This window comes from Escherichia sp. MR, from assembly GCF_005280595.1.
GTDB lineage: Bacteria > Pseudomonadota > Gammaproteobacteria > Enterobacterales > Enterobacteriaceae > Escherichia > Escherichia ruysiae.
Genome location: NZ_SZVK01000002.1, coordinates 43,344 through 60,141, shown reverse-complemented (window position 1 = coordinate 60,141; position 16,798 = coordinate 43,344). Strand labels below are relative to the sequence as shown.

Genomic DNA, 16,798 nt, shown 5'->3' with positions numbered 1-16,798 from the left:
GAGAGATTATTTTTCATGAAGGTAGATATTGATACCAGCGATAAGCTGTACGCCGACACATGGTTTGGCTTTAAAGGTACGGACTGGAAAAACGAAATTAATGTCCGCGATTTTATTCAACACAACTATACGCCTTATGAAGGTGATGAATCTTTCCTTGCTGAAGCAACGCCAGCGACCACGGCATTGTGGGAAAAAGTAATGGAAGGCATTCGTATCGAAAATGCGACCCACGCGCCGGTTGATTTCGATACTAATATTGCCACTACCATTACCGCCCATGATGCTGGTTATATTAATCAGCCGCTGGAAAAAATTGTTGGTCTGCAAACCGATGCGCCGTTAAAGCGCGCGCTGCATCCGTTTGGCGGCATTAATATGATTAAAAGTTCATTCCACGCATATGGCCGTGAAATGGACAGCGAATTTGAATACATCTTTACCGATCTGCGTAAAACCCATAATCAGGGCGTATTTGATGTTTACTCACCGGATATGCTGCGCTGCCGTAAATCTGGCGTTCTGACCGGTTTGCCGGACGGTTATGGTCGTGGGCGCATTATTGGTGACTATCGCCGCGTGGCGCTGTACGGCATCAGTTATCTGGTACGTGAACGCGAACTGCAATTTGCCGATCTCCAGTCTCGTCTGGAAAAAGGTGAGGATCTTGAAGCCACCATCCGTCTGCGTGAAGAGCTGGCAGAACATCGTCATGCGCTGTTGCAGATTCAGGAAATGGCAGCGAAATACGGCTTCGACATCTCCCGTCCGGCGCAGAATGCGCAGGAAGCGGTGCAGTGGCTCTACTTCGCTTACCTGGCGGCGGTGAAATCGCAAAACGGCGGCGCAATGTCTCTGGGTCGTACCGCATCGTTCCTCGATATCTACATCGAGCGCGATTTTAAAGCCGGTGTGCTTAATGAGCAGCAGGCGCAGGAACTGATCGACCACTTCATCATGAAGATCCGCATGGTGCGCTTCCTGCGTACACCGGAATTTGATTCGTTGTTCTCCGGCGACCCCATCTGGGCGACGGAAGTGATCGGCGGGATGGGGCTGGATGGCCGCACTCTGGTGACTAAAAACTCCTTCCGCTATCTGCATACCCTACACACCATGGGACCAGCGCCGGAACCAAACCTGACTATTCTGTGGTCGGAAGCATTGCCGATTGCCTTCAAAAAATATGCGGCGCAAGTATCTATCGTCACCTCTTCTTTGCAGTATGAAAACGACGATCTGATGCGTACTGACTTCAACAGCGACGATTACGCGATTGCCTGCTGCGTCAGCCCAATGGTGATTGGTAAGCAGATGCAGTTCTTCGGTGCACGCGCTAACCTGGCGAAAACACTGCTGTACGCAATCAACGGCGGGATGGACGAGAAGCTGAAGATTCAGGTCGGCCCGAAAACGGCACCATTGATGGACGACGTGCTGGATTACAACAAAGTCATGGACAGCCTCGACCATTTCATGGACTGGCTGGCGGTGCAGTACATCAGCGCGCTGAACATCATCCACTACATGCACGACAAGTACAGCTATGAAGCCTCGCTGATGGCGCTGCACGATCGTGATGTCTATCGCACCATGGCTTGCGGCATCGCGGGTCTGTCGGTGGCGACGGATTCACTTTCCGCTATTAAATATGCCCGAGTGAAACCCATCCGTGACGAAAACGGTCTGGCGGTGGACTTTGAAATCGACGGCGAATATCCACAGTACGGCAACAACGACGAGCGTGTAGACAGTATTGCTTGTGACCTGGTTGAACGCTTTATGAAGAAAATTAAAGCACTGCCAACCTATCGCAACGCCGTGCCGACCCAGTCGATCCTGACTATCACTTCTAACGTGGTGTACGGACAGAAAACCGGTAACACACCGGACGGTCGCCGCGCGGGTACGCCGTTTGCGCCGGGCGCTAACCCGATGCACGGTCGTGACCGCAAAGGCGCGGTAGCCTCGCTGACTTCCGTGGCGAAACTGCCGTTCACTTACGCCAAAGACGGTATTTCGTACACCTTCTCGATCGTCCCAGCGGCGCTGGGTAAAGAAGATCCGGTACGCAAAACCAACCTTGTTGGTCTGCTGGATGGATATTTCCATCACGAAGCGGACATCGAAGGCGGTCAACATCTCAACGTTAACGTTATGAATCGGGAAATGTTGTTGGATGCCATTGAGCACCCGGAAAAATACCCGAACCTGACAATCCGTGTCTCTGGCTACGCTGTGCGCTTTAACGCGCTGACTCGCGAACAGCAACAGGATGTGATTTCACGTACCTTTACCCAGGCGCTCTGACGCCGGAGGATGTATGAAAAAGATTATCGAAACGCAACGTGCCCCAGGCGCAATCGGCCCTTATGTTCAGGGTGTTGATTTAGGCAGCATGGTCTTCACCTCCGGGCAAATTCCGGTTTGCCCGCAGACTGGCGAGATCCCGGCTGATGTGAAAGATCAGGCGCGTTTAAGCCTTGAAAACGTCAAAGCGATCGTGGTTGCTGCTGGCCTCACCGTGGGCGATATCATCAAGATGACGGTATTCATCACCGATCTGAACGACTTTGCCACCATCAATGAAGTCTATAAGCAGTTCTTCGATGAGCATCAGGCGACTTACCCGACCCGTAGCTGCGTGCAGGTCGCGCGTTTGCCGAAAGATGTGAAGCTGGAAATTGAAGCTATCGCAGTACGTAGCGTGTAAAGCCCGGAGCGGGGCGATTGCAGAGTCGTCCCGCCCTCTTCACAGAATGGCAATCCGAGAGTGTGGTTATGATTAGTGCATTCGATATTTTCAAAATTGGTATTGGCCCCTCCAGTTCGCATACCGTGGGGCCAATGAATGCTGGAAAAAGTTTTATCGACCGACTGGTGAGTAGTGGCTTATTAACTGCAACAAGTCATATTGTGGTCGATCTTTACGGGTCGTTGTCACTGACGGGCAAAGGCCATGCCACGGATATCGCCATCATTATGGGACTGGCAGGAAACAGCCCGCAGGATGTTGTTATTGATGAGATCCCTGCATTTATTGAACTTGTGACGCGCAGTGGGCGACTGCCGGTGGCTTCTGGTGCGCATATTGTTGATTTTCCTGTAGCAAAGAACATTATCTTCCATCCCGAAATGTTGTCTCGTCATGAGAACGGGATGCGGATTACTGCCTGGAACGGGCAGGAAGAGCTATTAAGCAAAACCTATTACTCTGTCGGCGGCGGGTTTATCGTTGAAGAAGAACACTTCGGCCTGTCGCACGATGTCGAAACACCCGTACCTTATGACTTCCACTCGGCAGGCGAACTGCTGAAAATGTGTGATTACAACGGCCTGTCTATTTCTGGCCTGATGATGCATAACGAGCTGGCGCTGCGCAGCAAAGCGGAAATTGATGCAGGGTTTGCTCGTATCTGGCAGGTGATGCACGACGGTATTGAACGCGGCATGAATACCGAAGGCGTATTGCCTGGCCCGCTCAATGTCCCACGCCGGGCGGTGGCGCTGCGCCGTTTGCTGGTCTCTAGTGACAATATCTCTAACGATCCAATGAACGTCATCGACTGGATCAATATGTTTGCTCTGGCGGTCAGCGAAGAAAACGCCGCTGGCGGACGTGTAGTGACAGCACCAACTAACGGCGCTTGCGGTATTATTCCGGCAGTGCTGGCCTATTACGATAAATTCCGCCGTCCGCTCAATGAGCGATCCATCGCCCGTTTTCTACTGGCGGCTGGCGCTATTGGCGCGCTGTATAAAATGAATGCCTCCATCTCTGGTGCGGAAGTGGGGTGTCAGGGCGAAATTGGCGTGGCCTGTTCGATGGCGGCGGCAGGGTTAACCGAACTGCTGGGCGGCAGCCCGGCGCAGGTATGCAATGCGGCGGAAATCGCTATGGAGCATAACCTTGGGCTGACCTGCGATCCGGTTGCCGGACAAGTGCAAATTCCGTGTATTGAACGTAACGCTATCAACGCTGTGAAAGCGGTAAACGCCGCGCGGATGGCAATGCGGCGTACCTCTGCACCGCGTGTTTCGCTCGATAAAGTGATCGAGACGATGTATGAAACCGGCAAAGATATGAACGATAAATACCGCGAAACTTCACGCGGAGGACTGGCGATAAAAGTGGTCTGCGGCTGATATTTCATCCGCATTTATCTTTGGGTGCACAAAATGTGCACCCTTTTTTATTGTGATCTGCCGCAAATAGAGAATAATTGTTTCTTTTCTGTTTATTTTATAGAAAATTATTATCCATAACTGCTATTTCAAAGTCTTGATTGTGAAGATTTTCTCTAACCTCACGCGTATCATTTCTTCATTCTAATAACTCGCCTGCAAAAAAACGTAGACCGCGTATCGCCTTGATGCGGCTCGAAAAAAATAAAAAGCCCTACAAAATATTGAGCGAGAAATTATGGAAATTGCAACGAATAAAGGCGTTATTGCAGACGCTTCGACCCCGGCGGGTCGTGCTGGAATGAGTGAAAGTGAATGGCGTGAAGCAATCAAATTCGACAGTACCGACACCGGCTGGGTGATTATGAGTATCGGGATGGCGATTGGCGCGGGGATTGTTTTTCTCCCGGTGCAGGTCGGATTGATGGGATTGTGGGTATTTTTGCTCTCATCAGTGATTGGCTACCCGGCAATGTATCTGTTTCAGCGATTGTTTATTAATACGCTGGCAGAATCACCGGAGTGTAAAGATTACCCCAGCGTCATCAGCGGTTATTTAGGTAAAAACTGGGGCATCCTGTTAGGTGCACTTTATTTCGTGATGTTGGTGATCTGGATGTTCGTCTATTCCACCGCCATCACCAACGATAGCGCCTCCTATTTACATACTTTTGGCGTGACGGAAAGCGTGCTATCAGACAATCCGTTTTATGGACTGGTACTGATTTGCATTCTGGTAGCCATCTCCTCACGCGGCGAGAAACTGTTATTCAAGATTTCGACTGGCATGGTTCTGACCAAGCTATTGGTGGTCGCGGCGCTGGGCGTGTCGATGGTGGGAATGTGGCATCTGTATAACGTGGGTTCGCTGCCGCCGCTGGGGCTACTGGTGAAAAACGCCATTATTACGCTGCCGTTTACCCTGACGTCGATTCTGTTTATCCAGACATTAAGCCCGATGGTGATTTCCTATCGCTCGCGGGAAAAATCGATTGAAGTAGCGCGGCATAAAGCGTTGCGGGCAATGAACATCGCGTTCGGCATTCTGTTTGTTACCGTCTTTTTCTACGCCGTGTCGTTCACGCTGGCGATGGGACATGACGAAGCGGTAAAAGCCTACGAGCAGAATATTTCCGCGCTGGCGATTGCCGCACAGTTTATTAGCGGTGACGGTGCAGCGTGGGTAAAAGTGGTTAGTGTCATTCTCAATATCTTTGCCGTAATGACCGCGTTTTTTGGCGTCTATTTAGGCTTCCGTGAAGCAACGCAAGGGATCGTAATGAACATCCTGCGCCGCAAAATACCTGCCGAGAAGATTAACGAAACTCTCGTTCAGCGCGGCATCATGATTTTCGCCATTTTACTGGCCTGGAGCGCCATCGTACTGAACGCGCCGGTGTTGAGCTTCACCTCTATCTGTAGCCCGATTTTCGGCATGGTAGGGTGCCTGATCCCGGCGTGGCTGGTTTACAAAGTACCGGCATTGCACAAATACAAAGGGATGTCTCTGTACCTGATTATCGTCACCGGTTTGTTGCTTTGCGTTTCTCCGTTCCTGGCATTTTCTTGATTTACCTGAAATTTTAAGGTTTTTATTATGTTTGATTCGACTTTAAATCCGTTATGGCAGCGTTACATCCTCGCCGTTCAGGAGGAAGTAAAACCGGCGCTGGGATGTACTGAACCTATTTCACTGGCGCTGGCAGCGGCGGTTGCTGCGGCAGAACTGGAAGGTCCGGTTGAACGTGTAGAAGCCTGGGTTTCGCCAAATCTGATGAAGAACGGTCTGGGCGTCACCGTTCCCGGTACGGGAATGGTGGGGCTGCCGATTGCGGCGGCGCTGGGGGCTCTGGGTGGAAATGCCAAAGCCGGGCTGGAAGTGCTGAAAGACGCAACTGCGCAGGCGATTGCCGATGCCAAAGCATTGCTGGCGGCGGGGAAAGTCTCGGTTAAGATCCAGGAACCTTGCGACGAGATCCTCTTCTCACGCGCCAAAGTCTGGAACGGTGAGAAGTGGGCGTGTGTCACCATCGTCGGTGGACATACCAACATTGTGCATATTGAGACGCACAATGGCGTGGTATTTGCCCAGCAGGCATGTGTGACAGAGGGGGAGCAAGAGTCGCCGCTGGCGGTGCTCTCCAGAACGACGCTCGCCGAGATCCTGAAGTTCGTCAATGAAGTCCCGTTTGAGGCGATCCGCTTTATTCTCGATTCTGCGAAGTTAAACTGTGCATTATCGCAGGAAGGTTTGAGTGGCAACTGGGGGTTGCATATTGGCGCAACGCTGGAAAAACAGTGTGCGCGCGGTTTGTTGGCGAAGGATCTCTCCTCGTCGATTGTGATTCGTACCAGCGCGGCATCTGATGCGCGTATGGGCGGCGCAACGCTTCCGGCGATGAGTAACTCCGGTTCTGGTAACCAGGGGATCACCGCGACAATGCCCGTAGTGGTGGTCGCGGAACACTTCGGGGTGGATGATGAACGGCTGGCACGCGCGCTGATGCTTTCGCATTTGAGCGCGATTTACATCCATAACCAGTTGCCGCGTTTATCCGCGCTGTGCGCGGCGACGACGGCAGCAATGGGGGCTGCCGCCGGGATGGCGTGGCTGGTGGATGGGCGTTATGAAACGATCTCTATGGCTATCAGCAGTATGATCGGCGATGTCAGCGGCATGATTTGCGATGGTGCGTCGAACAGTTGTGCGATGAAGGTTTCGACCAGTGCTTCGGCAGCGTGGAAAGCGGTGTTAATGGCGCTGGATGATACCGCCGTGACCGGCAATGAAGGGATTGTGGCGCATGATGTTGAGCAGTCGATTGCCAATCTGTGTGCGCTGGCAAGCCATTCGATGCAGCAAACGGATCGGCAGATTATCGAGATTATGGCGAGCAAGGCCAGATAAGCGGCGAGTCTTGGGTATCGTGCCTGAAGCCGGATGCGATGCTGGCGCATCTTATCCGGCCTACGGGGTGCGCAATTTATTGATGTTGCTGGGTTTTGTAGGCCGGATAAGGCGTTTACGCCGCATCCGGCAACCTGTCTTTATGCGGCGGCTTCATCCTCGGCTAACCGCGTTTCGGCGTCGGCTACTATCGCTTCCAGCTCGCTCAACATCTCTTCATAGCCAAAGTTTTTAGTTGCGCGAGTCGTTTCTTTCGCCACAACGGGCTTCACTGACTGGCGTTTCTTCGCCGATTTTTTACTCATCATCTTCTCCCTGTAAAAACAACTAGACAGGTAAATCTATCAGTAAAGCGCGCAGCGGGGAATCAGCAACCAGCGTAATGTTAGCCTCGTCACGAATAAATGCACCATCACCGCAGGTCAGTGCCGCTTTCTCTTCATGATGCGTAATCGCATGAAATTGGCCGTGAATCGATTGTAAATAGGCGCGCGGGCCGTGAAGTTGAAAGTTCGCACTTTCGCCCTTAGCGAGCACAATATGATGCAACCACACTTGCTGGCGCAGTTGCAGGCTACCCTCTGTGCCATCGGGCGAGGCGATTAATTGCTGCTTGCCCATATTAAGCGCCAGTTTTTGAATCAGCGGATTCTCTCGCTGCGGGCAGGCATCCAGCCAAAGCTGCATCCGCGTTAACGGTTTGTCTTTGCTAATGTTATGTTCGCTATAACTCACGCCCGGCTGAGTAGAAAGCAATAAGGCTTCACCGGCGCTGGCCTGAACATGATTGCCTTCACTGTCGCGGTATTCTGCTTCTCCATCCAGAATCACATTCAAAATATCGACTTTTGGATAGGTTCGTGGCTGAAAGGCGGCTCCTGGAGCCAGCACTTCCTGATTGAGCACGCGCAGGGAGGCGTAGCCTAACAATTTAGGGTCGAAGTAGTGTCCAAAGGAAAAAGTATACCGGGCCTGTAACCATCCGTAGTCTGCTTGTCCACACTGCCTGGCAGTTCGGGTAGTAATCATAATTATTGACCTCTCTTTACTTCCTTTTATGGTAAGGGGCTGGACGCTACATTGTTAGCCAGATATTCTGCCCGGTATGTTCAAATTTCCTGAATGAGAACGACATGGCCAAAGAAAGGGCATTAACGCTGGAAGCACTGCGTGTTATGGACGCGATCGATCGCCGTGGCAGTTTTGCGGCAGCAGCAGATGAGCTGGGACGCGTGCCTTCTGCGCTTAGCTACACCATGCAAAAACTGGAAGAAGAGCTGGATGTGGTACTGTTTGACCGCTCTGGCCATCGCACCAAATTCACCAATGTCGGGCGTATGTTGCTGGAGCGAGGACGCGTTCTGCTGGAAGCGGCAGATAAACTGACTACTGATGCGGAAGCCCTCGCGCGCGGTTGGGAAACGCATCTCACCATTGTGACCGAGGCGCTGGTGCCGACGGCTGCCTTTTTCCCTTTGATCGACAAACTGGCGGTGAAGGCCAATACCCAACTGGCAATTATCACCGAAGTGCTGGCGGGCGCGTGGGAGCGGCTGGAGCAGGGGCGAGCGGATATAGTTATCGCGCCGGATATGCATTTTCGTTCCTCGTCGGAGATCAACTCGCGCAAGCTCTATACCTTAATGAACGTCTACGTTGCCGCGCCGGATCACCCGATTCACCAGGAGCCGGAACCGCTTTCTGAGGTGACGCGCGTGAAATATCGCGGAATTGCGGTTGCGGATACCGCTCGTGAGCGTCCGGTATTGACGGTGCAGTTGCTGGACAAACAGCCGCGCTTAACGGTCAGCACCATTGAAGATAAACGCCAGGCGTTACTGGCGGGGCTGGGTGTCGCAACTATGCCGTATCCGATGGTGGAAAAAGATATTGCTGAAGGACGGCTACGTGTCGTTAGCCCGGAATCGACCAGCGAGATCGATATCATTATGGCCTGGCGTCGTGACAGTATGGGGGAAGCGAAATCCTGGTGTTTGCGGGAAATTCCAAAGTTGTTCGCCGGAAAATAAACGATTAAGCACCTTTCACAAGGTGCTTAATTATTATTCCTGTTCCAGTTTCGGGTCTGGCCCAAAGCGGTTTTCACCCGGTGTACCCGCCTGGCAGTTAAAGACGATGATAATCAGCCAGCCGATAAACGGGATTAAGAACAGCAGTACCCACCACGCCGAGCGGTCGGTGTCGTGCAGGCGGCGGAACTGAACTGCCCACCACGGTAAAAACACCAGAATGCCATAGATTGTCGTCAGGATGCCTTCGCCACCGGCGCGTTGCCAGCCTAACATTTTATCCAGTAGTCCCAGCACGAACGTAAAGATGATGTTGACCAGAATAAACATCCAGTACTCTTTGCGCCGCGCACGACCCCGAAATCCGACATAATTTTTTAGTACTTTCAGATACCAGTCCATTTTTGCCTCAATTTTGCTCAATCACTTGTTTTTAAAGCAGCAAATTAAGAATAGACATGAATGAAATGGCAGTAAATATCACCACGGTGAATTAATGAGGTGCAATGAACGGAACTTCAGACTGATGGCAAGCGCAAAATCGCCAGATGCGCTACGCTTATCTGGCCTGTGAGTTCTCTGCAATATATTGAATGTACAATATTTTTAGGTCAAATAAGCCGTTCAAGCCGCATCCGACATGAACAACACGCACTTAGCCAGCAATCAGAGGCACCACGAAGGGTGCCTTTGTCTAGCCGAAGCGAACGTCCCGCCCGTGCGGTTCATCAAGATCCTGCCACGGACCAATCGAAATAATCCCCGTAGGGTTGATGGTCTTATGGCTGCGGAAGTAGTGATTACGGATGTGATCAAAATTGACAGTTTCGGCAATCCCCGGCATCTGGTAGATATCGCGCAGGAAGCCGTACAGATTCAGGTAATCGCTGATGCGGTGCTTATCACATTTGAAGTGGGTGACATACACCGGATCAAAACGCACCAGCGTGGTCCACAGGCGAATATCAGCTTCGGTTAACTGGTTACCGGTCAGATAGCGATGCTGACCTAAGATCTGCTCCAGTCGCGCCAGCGATTCAAACACTTTCACCACCGCCTCGTCGTAGGCTTCCTGGCTGGTAGCAAAACCGGCTTTATACACGCCATTGTTGACGGTGTCGTAAATCCAGCCGTTAAGTTCGTCAATTTTAGTTTGCAGCGCAGGAGGATAATAATCTCCCGCTTTCGCGCCCAGTGCATCAAACGCGGTATTGAACATGCGGATGATTTCCGCCGATTCGTTGCTGACAATGGTGTGGTTCTTTTTGTCCCATAGCACGGGAACAGTGACACGTCCGCTATAGTGTGGATCGGCGTGGAGATAAAGCTGATACAGAAACTCATGTTGATAGAGCGTATCACCGGTTGCACCCGGAAAACTGTCATCGAAGGTCCAGCCGTTTTCCAGCATCAGCGGATTCACCACGGAAACGGAGATAAACGGTTCCAGACCTTTGAGTTTACGCATAATCAGCGTGCGGTGTGCCCACGGGCAGGCGAGTGAAACATAGAGATGGTAGCGATCTTTTTCTGCGGCAAAACCGCCTTTGCCGGTAGGTCCTGGTGCGCCGTCAGCGGTGAGCCAGTTACGAAATGCGGAAGCTGAACGTTGAAATTTACCGCCGGTGGATTTGGTGTCGTACCAGGTGTCATGCCAGACGCCGTCAATCAGTTGACCCATTTTTCTCTCCTCCAATAGCAAAAACGAGGAGTGTTTCTCCTCGTTTCAGATTGCTGGCAAAGTGCACATTTTTGATTGTCGGATGCGATGCTTACGCATCTTATCCGACCAACAAATATCGTTAAGTATAGTCTCTGCTTACCACTTTTTATTCAGCAGGCGGTCGATGCTGAATGCGCCCGGCCCCGTAATTGCCAGCAGCAGGAATCCGCCAGAAATGGTCAGGTTTTTCATAAACATCAGCGAGTTCATGCCCTCTGCAAAATTGCTGTGAAATAAAAACGCAGTCAGCAGTGTAAAGCCAGCGGTAAACAGCGCCGTGGTACGAGTCAGGAAACCAAACAGAATTGCCAGACCACCGCCAAACTCAAGCAAAATCACCAGCGGCAGCATAAAGCCGGGGACGCCCATTGCTTCCATATATTGTTGCGTACCCGCGTAGCCTGTAATTTTTCCCCAGCCTGCCGTAATAAACAGAATCGGCATTAAAATACGCGCTACCAGTACACCAATATCTTCTAATTTTTTCATCTTACTCTCCACTGCGCCGCTCAGGCTGCTGATTGTTTTTTTGTGCATTGACGCGGTATTAGCGTCGTTGCTGTCGATGGAGAGAAGCATAAACGTAGTGAATGGTGATTGTTAGCAAGGAAAACTGTCAAATTTTTTCAAAAATTTTGAGGGATAAGGCCGGAATGGCTCCGGCCAGAAAGACGTTAACCGCGCAGCTGTTGCTGTTTGAGGGTGGTTTTAACCAGACGCCAGGCACTCCATACGCCAAAACCGCGCCTGGCCCAGCGAACCAGCATATTCGGATGGCGAATTGTCCAGATAGCCATCACGCTACTGCCAACCAGCGCCCAGGAGCGCAGACTCAACAGTATATTCCAGCGACGATCGTAAGCGCCTGTTGCTTCCAGCCAGTCTCGACGACTGGCGGAAAGATCCAGCCGTTGTTGCTGGATCTGGCTAAGTAGTTGTGCCTTGCGGCGTTCACGTTCGACTTTACCGCTCACGGGACTCCTCCTCGAGCAGTTGCCGATCGTTCGCCAGTTCATGGCGCGTGTGGCGCAACAGTGTCGATTTCCGTGACTTGCGTAACGTCCAGATACCGCCAATCAGTGCCAGTAGCAGCAACACCACGGTGGTGGCAATCATCGCATTCAGGCGATATTGCGGATCAACCGCCCAGATAATCAGCACCATCAGGCTCATAAGACCAAATGCAGCGAAAAGCATCGTCAGGCCCAGCATCAGTAACAGTTGAAAGAGATTGGCTTTTTCCTCTTCCAGCTCCACCACCGCCAGCCGCAGACGTGTCTCCACCATTTCGACCATGATGGTGACTATTCGCTGCCCGATGCCCAGAACGCTTTTACCGGGCCCTTGCGCGTGATGAGTGTCCGCCATAATTAACGACGCGACAGCAGAACGCCGAGCACTACACCGATTGCAGCGCCAATGCCCACACCCGTCCACGGATTTTCACGCACGTACTCATCGGCACGCGCCGCCGCTTCACGAGTCTGTTTGGCAATTGCCTCGCCAGTTTCACCCAGGCGATAGCGGCTCTGTTTTAGCGCCTGCTCTGCTTTACTACGAATCTTACTCAACTCTTCTTTCGACTTATCTCCTGAGGCGCTTAGTACTTCTTCCAGCGTATCAGACAGGGATTTCAACTCTGCACGCAAATGTTCCGTAGTGTGTTCTTTCGACATAGTTTTCTCCAGGTGAGTAAGTAATGACTATTGTGAATTAGTAGTCGCGCGCTTCCAGCTTTTTCAGCTCTTCCTGCGCTTCTGCCAGTTTCCGTTCGCGTTTGGCAATCTTGTCCGCATCGCCTTTTTGCTTCGCCTCAGCTAAATCTTGCTTGCGTTCCGCCACCTCATCTTTCTGCTTAGCGATTTTTTTCTGATGATCGGCGCGAAGCTGGCTATCTGAACAGTTGGCCCGGACTTCACTCAGGGCTTTATTCAGACCGTCAATACGATTCTGGTTTTGGTGTTTTTCGGCATAGCTGATCTCCTTAAGGATATTTTGCTCCTTTTCCTGACACAGGGTAGTGGCATAACTACCGGCACTAAGAGCAAAAAGAGAAACAGCTAAAGCAATGCGGTATTTCATTCTTGAACCTTCCATTGTGACTCGAACCTATTACAAAGGAACGATTGTCCAGACAACGAAGCGGTAGTGTTAACCACCGCCTCATTAATCATAGACAGTAACGGTGAAATCACCAAAGTGAGTGATATGTTTCGGATAACAGGAAGTTATCCGAAGCGATGAGAATTATCCCGCAGCCGGGTCAGCCACTGCATGGCCTGACTGTTATCGTCCTGCTGCGCAATGATGTAGCCATGGGGCAATGTTCTGTCGAGGACTGCTTTTGCGGCGGCACTCTGGTCGCTGGAGTCAAACGTAATTAACAGAGTGTCGTTCTTGGGGGTAATGCTTTTGAAAGGAATGCCGTGAGCGTCAAGGTGATGCCAGATGGAAAAACCGTCTGGCATCGTCATGCCTTGATGAACGGCACGGATCGCCAGCGTTGAATCTTGCTGACGAACCGCAGACCAGGCCAGCAACAGCGTGCCGACCAGCAATAAAGCAGCGCCGAACCAGACTAGCTGGCGAAGCGACATGCGAGGTATTTGCATCCTTTACCCCCGATTTCCATATTTCTTTTTCCATAACACGACCAGAGAACCTGCCAGGCCAAATACCAGCAGTACCACCGGGAGCAGCATCAGGCATGACATTAGCTGATCCTCGTACTTCAAAAATACCGGCGTTTTGCCGAGCATGTAACCCAGGGTTGTCAGGATCAACACCCACAACAAACCGCTCATCCAGTTGAAGAACTGAAAGCGTGCGTTATTCAGCCCTGATAACCCGGCAATGGTCGGCAGCAGTGTTCTGACAAACGCAATAAAGCGACCAATTAATAGCGCCGATAAACCGTGTTTGTGAAAAAGATGGTGTGCGCGTTGGTGATAGTGCGCGGGTAAATGGGAAAGCCAGTTTTGTACAGTGCGGGTATTGCCCAGCCATCGCCCCTGTATGTAACTGACCCAGCAGCCAAGGCTGGCGGCTACGGTCAATAGCAAAATCGTTTGTGGATAACCCATCGCGCCTTTAGCAATCAATACGCCGACCAACACCAGTAAGCTGTCGCCCGGTAAAAAGGCTGCCGGAAGCAAGCCGTTTTCAAGGAACAAAATTACAAACAAGACAAAATACAACATGCCAATCATCGACGGATTGGCCAGCGTTTCAAAATCCTGCGCCCACAGGGCCTGCAGTAATTGGGTCAAAAGTTCCATTCATTATTCCTGGTGAATCGGTTAACGCCACGCCGGTTTTAAATGATGCACTCCCGCCAGATTATTGCTGTTTTTGTATGGATTGCGGGTCGGAGCACCAACACGGCCTGAACTATTCCCTGTTAAAACGTGAGATAAGAAAACATTTAATAGCATAAATTCAAATTGAATCTAATTGTAACAAAGGTCAACGTTGTTCGTTATCAAAATTACATGTCCGTGGAGTCTGATTTTGCTGATTGCAGGGGAGGGTGGCGAGAGGATTTACACAGGCTGACACTTTATACTTTTTGCTTACTGACAAAGCGTACAGGCGCGTTGTAGCGCCTGCCCGATGGGAATTTCATTTGCTGCCGCTGGCGGCCGTATCCAGATGCACAACCGGGTTTTCTGCGAACAGGTAACGGTCGGCGTTGAACTCGAAATCGTCGCTGGTTTCGTTAAATAACATTATCTTGGTGTTTTCCAGATGCTGCCACATTGCCAGCTTAGCGGCATGGGGATCTTTGCGAATTAACGCCTTAAGGATCTGATCGTGGTCATCACACCAGTTATCGACGGTACGGGAATCAATGTGTTCGTGGAGTTTTTTCCAGTACGGGTTATGGCTACGCTGGGTCCACATCTTCTCAACGATGGCTGCCAGGGCTGAGTTCTGCGTCGCCAGGGCAACCTGAATATGGAACTGCAAATCCCACTCGGAATCGCGGAAGCATTGTTCGCCGCGAGCCTGCTCCTGGATGGCCATCAATTTCATGATGTCCTGCTTGGTCACCTGGGTTGCGGCAAACTCGGCAATATTGCTCTCGATAAGCTGGCGAGCCTGTAGCAGTTCAAACGGGCCGTAATTGGCAAATTCCATATTATCGTCAGCCGCCTGCTGATGGCGCGGCTGGTTGGAAACCACGTGAATACCTGAACCTTTACGCACCTCCACATAGCCTTCAACTTCCAGCATGATGATGGCTTCACGAACTACCGTTCGGCTGACGTTTTTTTCATCGGCAATAAAACGTTCGGCGGGCAGTTTATCACCCACCAGATAGACGCCCTGCTCAATGCGCTCTTTCAGGTCAGCAGCAAGTTGTTGGTACAAACGGCGTGGTTCAGAGATTTCCATATGCGTCTCCCGGAATGGAATGCGGACAAAGTTATCATACCACTTTATTTATGGGTATGCCATTGTTCATATATAGATATGGTGATTGAAATAATGTATTTAATTAACATTGTGAATATTTATAAATTCCTAAAAATTAAGCGTCGATATTGTGAAAATTACTATGTTTCAGTAACTTAATTTTTCGCTTTTTAAATTAATATTAACTAAAAATGCTTTTTTATATTGACTTACAATAAATCTACATTTCTAATGCACTAACTTTTTTGAAACAATTTTGTAAGATTAATTCTATATGGTGGCGAAAATTAAACTCTTATCACGGCTTACGCCGCTTTTATTCGTGTTCGCTCCTTTTTTTGCACAGTCAAATATGACTGTTTATCCTATGGCTGTTTCTATTAATAGTCAGGGTGAAGGCAACGTTCGTGTAATATCTAAAAGTAATGAAGTTCAGTATATCAAGGCGACAGTATTCCGTATCGATAATCCATCGACGCCTCAGGAAAATGAAGTTGAGATTAAATCCGGTGATGCAAATCATCTGGTCGTTATGCCACCCAAATTCGCCTTACCAGCCGGTAGCAGCAAAACCGTGCGCTTTGTCGCAATGGAACCAGAGCAAAAAGAGAAAAATTACCGCGTTAAATTTGAAGCAGTTCCCAGTATTGATGACGTTGCCACAGATAAAAAAGATCTCTCTATGCAGTTAACAGTTAACTTGATTTGGGGGATTGTTGTTAGTGTTCCACCCCAACAACCTATTGCTAAGTTAGAAGTAAATCCTGCCAAAAAATTATTTAATGCAGGGAATCAACGTTTAAAACTTTTAACGATCGCTTATTGCAAAAATAATAGCAAAGATAATTGTAAGATGCAGACCGTAAATAAAAATATCTTCCCTGGTCAGGAAATAAATCTTGAAAGCATATCTGGCTACGACAAGATCGTTGTCAAATATAATAACTGGATCACTAAGGATAATGGCGAGTTTGAGCTGGCGATCCATTAATTATCATTGTCATAAACGAAGGAATAGTAATGAAAAAGGCATTTGCAAAATCTCTTCTGGTAGCAGCGTTATTCTCTGTAGCAGGCTCCGCGTTAGCAGTACAAAAAGATATTACTGTAACAGCTAACGTTGATGCCGCTCTGGATATGACGCAAACCGATAACAGCGCACTGCCGAAAGCAGTTGAAATGCAATATCTGCCGGGTCAGGGTCTGCAATCTTATCAGTTGATGACTAAAATTTGGTCTAACGATGTGACTAAAGACATTAAAATGCAGTTGGTTTCCCCTGCGCAACTGGTTCATAACCTGGACGGCAGCAAAACTGTTCCGCTGACTGTGACCTGGGGTGGTACTGAAATCAAGTCCGATGCCGCTACCACTTTTGAAGCAACCAAAATTTTTGCTTCCGATGCTTTAACCAACGGTTCTTTGGCTAAAAACCTGATGTTTGCTCAGACCACCAAAGGTGTACTGGAAACCGGTATTTACCGTGGCGTGGTAAGCATCTATCTGTCCCAGGATATCTAATCCGGATAACAG

Annotated in this window: 20 protein-coding genes; 8 read left to right on the top strand and 12 right to left on the bottom strand. The window is 50.1% G+C overall.

Features of this window, described 5'->3' with window-relative positions:
• Window positions 1-15: 15 nt before the first annotated feature.
• The 5 genes from tdcE (at window position 16) to cyuA (ending at window position 7,093) form a co-directional block, all read left to right on the top strand.
• Window positions 16-2,310 carry a 2-ketobutyrate formate-lyase/pyruvate formate-lyase gene (tdcE, locus tag FC814_RS01350; RefSeq protein ID WP_137325404.1) on the top strand — a complete coding sequence of 765 codons (2,295 nt, stop codon included), beginning with the start codon at window positions 16-18 and terminating at the stop codon, window positions 2,308-2,310.
• Window positions 2,311-2,323: 13 nt separating this feature from the next.
• Entirely contained in the window at window positions 2,324-2,713 is a 390-nt protein-coding gene (locus FC814_RS01345) for an enamine/imine deaminase (RefSeq protein ID WP_000719986.1), read from the top strand.
• A gap of 68 nt (window positions 2,714-2,781) precedes the next feature.
• Window positions 2,782-4,146: an L-serine ammonia-lyase gene (gene tdcG / locus FC814_RS01340; protein ID WP_000622149.1), complete on the top strand. Its 1,365-nt coding sequence runs from the start codon at window positions 2,782-2,784 to the stop codon at window positions 4,144-4,146.
• Between the two features lie 277 nt (window positions 4,147-4,423).
• Window positions 4,424-5,755, top strand: coding sequence for an amino acid permease (locus FC814_RS01335; protein ID WP_000401618.1), 1,332 nt, complete (start codon window positions 4,424-4,426; stop codon window positions 5,753-5,755).
• Window positions 5,756-5,782: 27 nt separating this feature from the next.
• A complete protein-coding gene (gene cyuA, locus FC814_RS01330) occupies window positions 5,783-7,093 on the top strand; it encodes a cysteine desulfidase (RefSeq protein ID WP_000460496.1) in 1,311 nt (436 codons plus the stop codon).
• 140 nt (window positions 7,094-7,233) lie between these two features.
• Here cyuA and yhaL read toward each other — a convergent pair whose 3' ends face one another.
• Together yhaL and FC814_RS01320 are read right to left on the bottom strand one after the other, a co-directional pair.
• Window positions 7,234-7,398 carry a protein YhaL gene (gene yhaL, locus FC814_RS01325; protein ID WP_010346326.1) on the bottom strand — a complete coding sequence of 55 codons (165 nt, stop codon included), beginning with the start codon at window positions 7,396-7,398 and terminating at the stop codon, window positions 7,234-7,236.
• A 22-nt stretch (window positions 7,399-7,420) separates the two neighbouring features.
• Window positions 7,421-8,122, bottom strand: coding sequence for a pirin family protein (locus FC814_RS01320; RefSeq protein WP_000633570.1), 702 nt, complete (start codon window positions 8,120-8,122; stop codon window positions 7,421-7,423).
• 104 nt (window positions 8,123-8,226) lie between these two features.
• Between FC814_RS01320 and yhaJ the strand changes: the two genes are divergently transcribed.
• A complete protein-coding gene (gene yhaJ, locus FC814_RS01315) occupies window positions 8,227-9,123 on the top strand; it encodes a DNA-binding transcriptional regulator YhaJ (RefSeq protein WP_001041002.1) in 897 nt (298 codons plus the stop codon).
• A 33-nt stretch (window positions 9,124-9,156) separates the two neighbouring features.
• Here the strand turns inward: yhaJ and FC814_RS01310 are convergent, their stop codons facing one another.
• From FC814_RS01310 to exuR, 10 genes are all read right to left on the bottom strand, one after another.
• Window positions 9,157-9,525 (bottom strand): DUF805 domain-containing protein, encoded by a 369-nt coding sequence (locus FC814_RS01310; protein WP_000384146.1) that lies wholly within the window; start codon window positions 9,523-9,525, stop codon window positions 9,157-9,159.
• A 292-nt stretch (window positions 9,526-9,817) separates the two neighbouring features.
• Window positions 9,818-10,804 (bottom strand): glutathionyl-hydroquinone reductase YqjG, encoded by a 987-nt coding sequence (gene yqjG, locus FC814_RS01305; RefSeq protein WP_000531183.1) that lies wholly within the window; start codon window positions 10,802-10,804, stop codon window positions 9,818-9,820.
• Window positions 10,805-10,942: 138 nt separating this feature from the next.
• Window positions 10,943-11,335, bottom strand: coding sequence for a DoxX family protein (locus FC814_RS01300; RefSeq protein ID WP_000732221.1), 393 nt, complete (start codon window positions 11,333-11,335; stop codon window positions 10,943-10,945).
• Window positions 11,336-11,520: 185 nt separating this feature from the next.
• Window positions 11,521-11,820, bottom strand: coding sequence for a YqjK-like family protein (locus FC814_RS01295; protein ID WP_000015589.1), 300 nt, complete (start codon window positions 11,818-11,820; stop codon window positions 11,521-11,523).
• Window positions 11,810-12,214, bottom strand: a complete 405-nt coding sequence (locus FC814_RS01290; protein ID WP_000785727.1) for a phage holin family protein — start codon at window positions 12,212-12,214, stop codon at window positions 11,810-11,812. The genes FC814_RS01295 and FC814_RS01290 overlap by 11 nt, the downstream gene beginning before the upstream one ends.
• Before the next feature lie 2 nt (window positions 12,215-12,216).
• On the bottom strand, window positions 12,217-12,522 hold the full coding sequence (locus FC814_RS01285) for a YqjD family protein (RefSeq protein WP_000031409.1): 306 nt from the start codon (window positions 12,520-12,522) through the stop codon (window positions 12,217-12,219).
• Between the two features lie 37 nt (window positions 12,523-12,559).
• A complete protein-coding gene (yqjC, locus tag FC814_RS01280; protein ID WP_010346332.1) occupies window positions 12,560-12,928 on the bottom strand; it encodes a DUF1090 family protein YqjC in 369 nt (122 codons plus the stop codon).
• 146 nt (window positions 12,929-13,074) lie between these two features.
• Window positions 13,075-13,458, bottom strand: a complete 384-nt coding sequence (mzrA, locus tag FC814_RS01275; RefSeq protein WP_001166774.1) for an EnvZ/OmpR regulon moderator MzrA — start codon at window positions 13,456-13,458, stop codon at window positions 13,075-13,077.
• 3 nt (window positions 13,459-13,461) lie between these two features.
• Window positions 13,462-14,124: a DedA family general envelope maintenance protein YqjA gene (gene yqjA, locus FC814_RS01270; RefSeq protein ID WP_000422149.1), complete on the bottom strand. Its 663-nt coding sequence runs from the start codon at window positions 14,122-14,124 to the stop codon at window positions 13,462-13,464.
• 343 nt (window positions 14,125-14,467) lie between these two features.
• Complete coding sequence (gene exuR / locus FC814_RS01265) at window positions 14,468-15,244, bottom strand: transcriptional regulator ExuR (RefSeq protein WP_000406033.1); 777 nt, start codon at window positions 15,242-15,244, stop codon at window positions 14,468-14,470.
• Between the two features lie 295 nt (window positions 15,245-15,539).
• Between exuR and FC814_RS01260 the strand changes: the two genes are divergently transcribed.
• Together FC814_RS01260 and FC814_RS01255 are read left to right on the top strand one after the other, a co-directional pair.
• On the top strand, window positions 15,540-16,256 hold the full coding sequence (locus FC814_RS01260) for a fimbria/pilus periplasmic chaperone (RefSeq protein ID WP_000225830.1): 717 nt from the start codon (window positions 15,540-15,542) through the stop codon (window positions 16,254-16,256).
• Window positions 16,257-16,285: 29 nt separating this feature from the next.
• Window positions 16,286-16,786 (top strand): CS1 type fimbrial major subunit, encoded by a 501-nt coding sequence (locus FC814_RS01255; protein ID WP_000708860.1) that lies wholly within the window; start codon window positions 16,286-16,288, stop codon window positions 16,784-16,786.
• The last annotated feature ends 12 nt before the right edge of the window (window positions 16,787-16,798 follow it).

What these genes read in the sequence shown, in the direction of transcription:
- yqjC (WP_010346332.1), bottom strand. Translation starts at nt 12,928, where the DNA reads ATGAAATACCGCATTGCTTTAGCTGTTTCTCTTTTTGCTCTTAGTGCC.
- yqjG (WP_000531183.1), bottom strand. Translation starts at nt 10,804, where the DNA reads ATGGGTCAACTGATTGACGGCGTCTGGCATGACACCTGGTACGACACC.
- FC814_RS01320 (WP_000633570.1), bottom strand. Translation starts at nt 8,122, where the DNA reads ATGATTACTACCCGAACTGCCAGGCAGTGTGGACAAGCAGACTACGGA.
- mzrA (WP_001166774.1), bottom strand. Translation starts at nt 13,458, where the DNA reads ATGCAAATACCTCGCATGTCGCTTCGCCAGCTAGTCTGGTTCGGCGCT.
- cyuA (WP_000460496.1), top strand. Translation starts at nt 5,783, where the DNA reads ATGTTTGATTCGACTTTAAATCCGTTATGGCAGCGTTACATCCTCGCC.
- FC814_RS01255 (WP_000708860.1), top strand. Translation starts at nt 16,286, where the DNA reads ATGAAAAAGGCATTTGCAAAATCTCTTCTGGTAGCAGCGTTATTCTCT.
- yhaL (WP_010346326.1), bottom strand. Translation starts at nt 7,398, where the DNA reads ATGAGTAAAAAATCGGCGAAGAAACGCCAGTCAGTGAAGCCCGTTGTG.
- FC814_RS01285 (WP_000031409.1), bottom strand. Translation starts at nt 12,522, where the DNA reads ATGTCGAAAGAACACACTACGGAACATTTGCGTGCAGAGTTGAAATCC.
- FC814_RS01260 (WP_000225830.1), top strand. Translation starts at nt 15,540, where the DNA reads ATGGTGGCGAAAATTAAACTCTTATCACGGCTTACGCCGCTTTTATTC.
- FC814_RS01300 (WP_000732221.1), bottom strand. Translation starts at nt 11,335, where the DNA reads ATGAAAAAATTAGAAGATATTGGTGTACTGGTAGCGCGTATTTTAATG.
- FC814_RS01335 (WP_000401618.1), top strand. Translation starts at nt 4,424, where the DNA reads ATGGAAATTGCAACGAATAAAGGCGTTATTGCAGACGCTTCGACCCCG.
- tdcG (WP_000622149.1), top strand. Translation starts at nt 2,782, where the DNA reads ATGATTAGTGCATTCGATATTTTCAAAATTGGTATTGGCCCCTCCAGT.
- yhaJ (WP_001041002.1), top strand. Translation starts at nt 8,227, where the DNA reads ATGGCCAAAGAAAGGGCATTAACGCTGGAAGCACTGCGTGTTATGGAC.
- FC814_RS01310 (WP_000384146.1), bottom strand. Translation starts at nt 9,525, where the DNA reads ATGGACTGGTATCTGAAAGTACTAAAAAATTATGTCGGATTTCGGGGT.
- FC814_RS01345 (WP_000719986.1), top strand. Translation starts at nt 2,324, where the DNA reads ATGAAAAAGATTATCGAAACGCAACGTGCCCCAGGCGCAATCGGCCCT.
- FC814_RS01290 (WP_000785727.1), bottom strand. Translation starts at nt 12,214, where the DNA reads ATGGCGGACACTCATCACGCGCAAGGGCCCGGTAAAAGCGTTCTGGGC.
- yqjA (WP_000422149.1), bottom strand. Translation starts at nt 14,124, where the DNA reads ATGGAACTTTTGACCCAATTACTGCAGGCCCTGTGGGCGCAGGATTTT.
- tdcE (WP_137325404.1), top strand. Translation starts at nt 16, where the DNA reads ATGAAGGTAGATATTGATACCAGCGATAAGCTGTACGCCGACACATGG.
- exuR (WP_000406033.1), bottom strand. Translation starts at nt 15,244, where the DNA reads ATGGAAATCTCTGAACCACGCCGTTTGTACCAACAACTTGCTGCTGAC.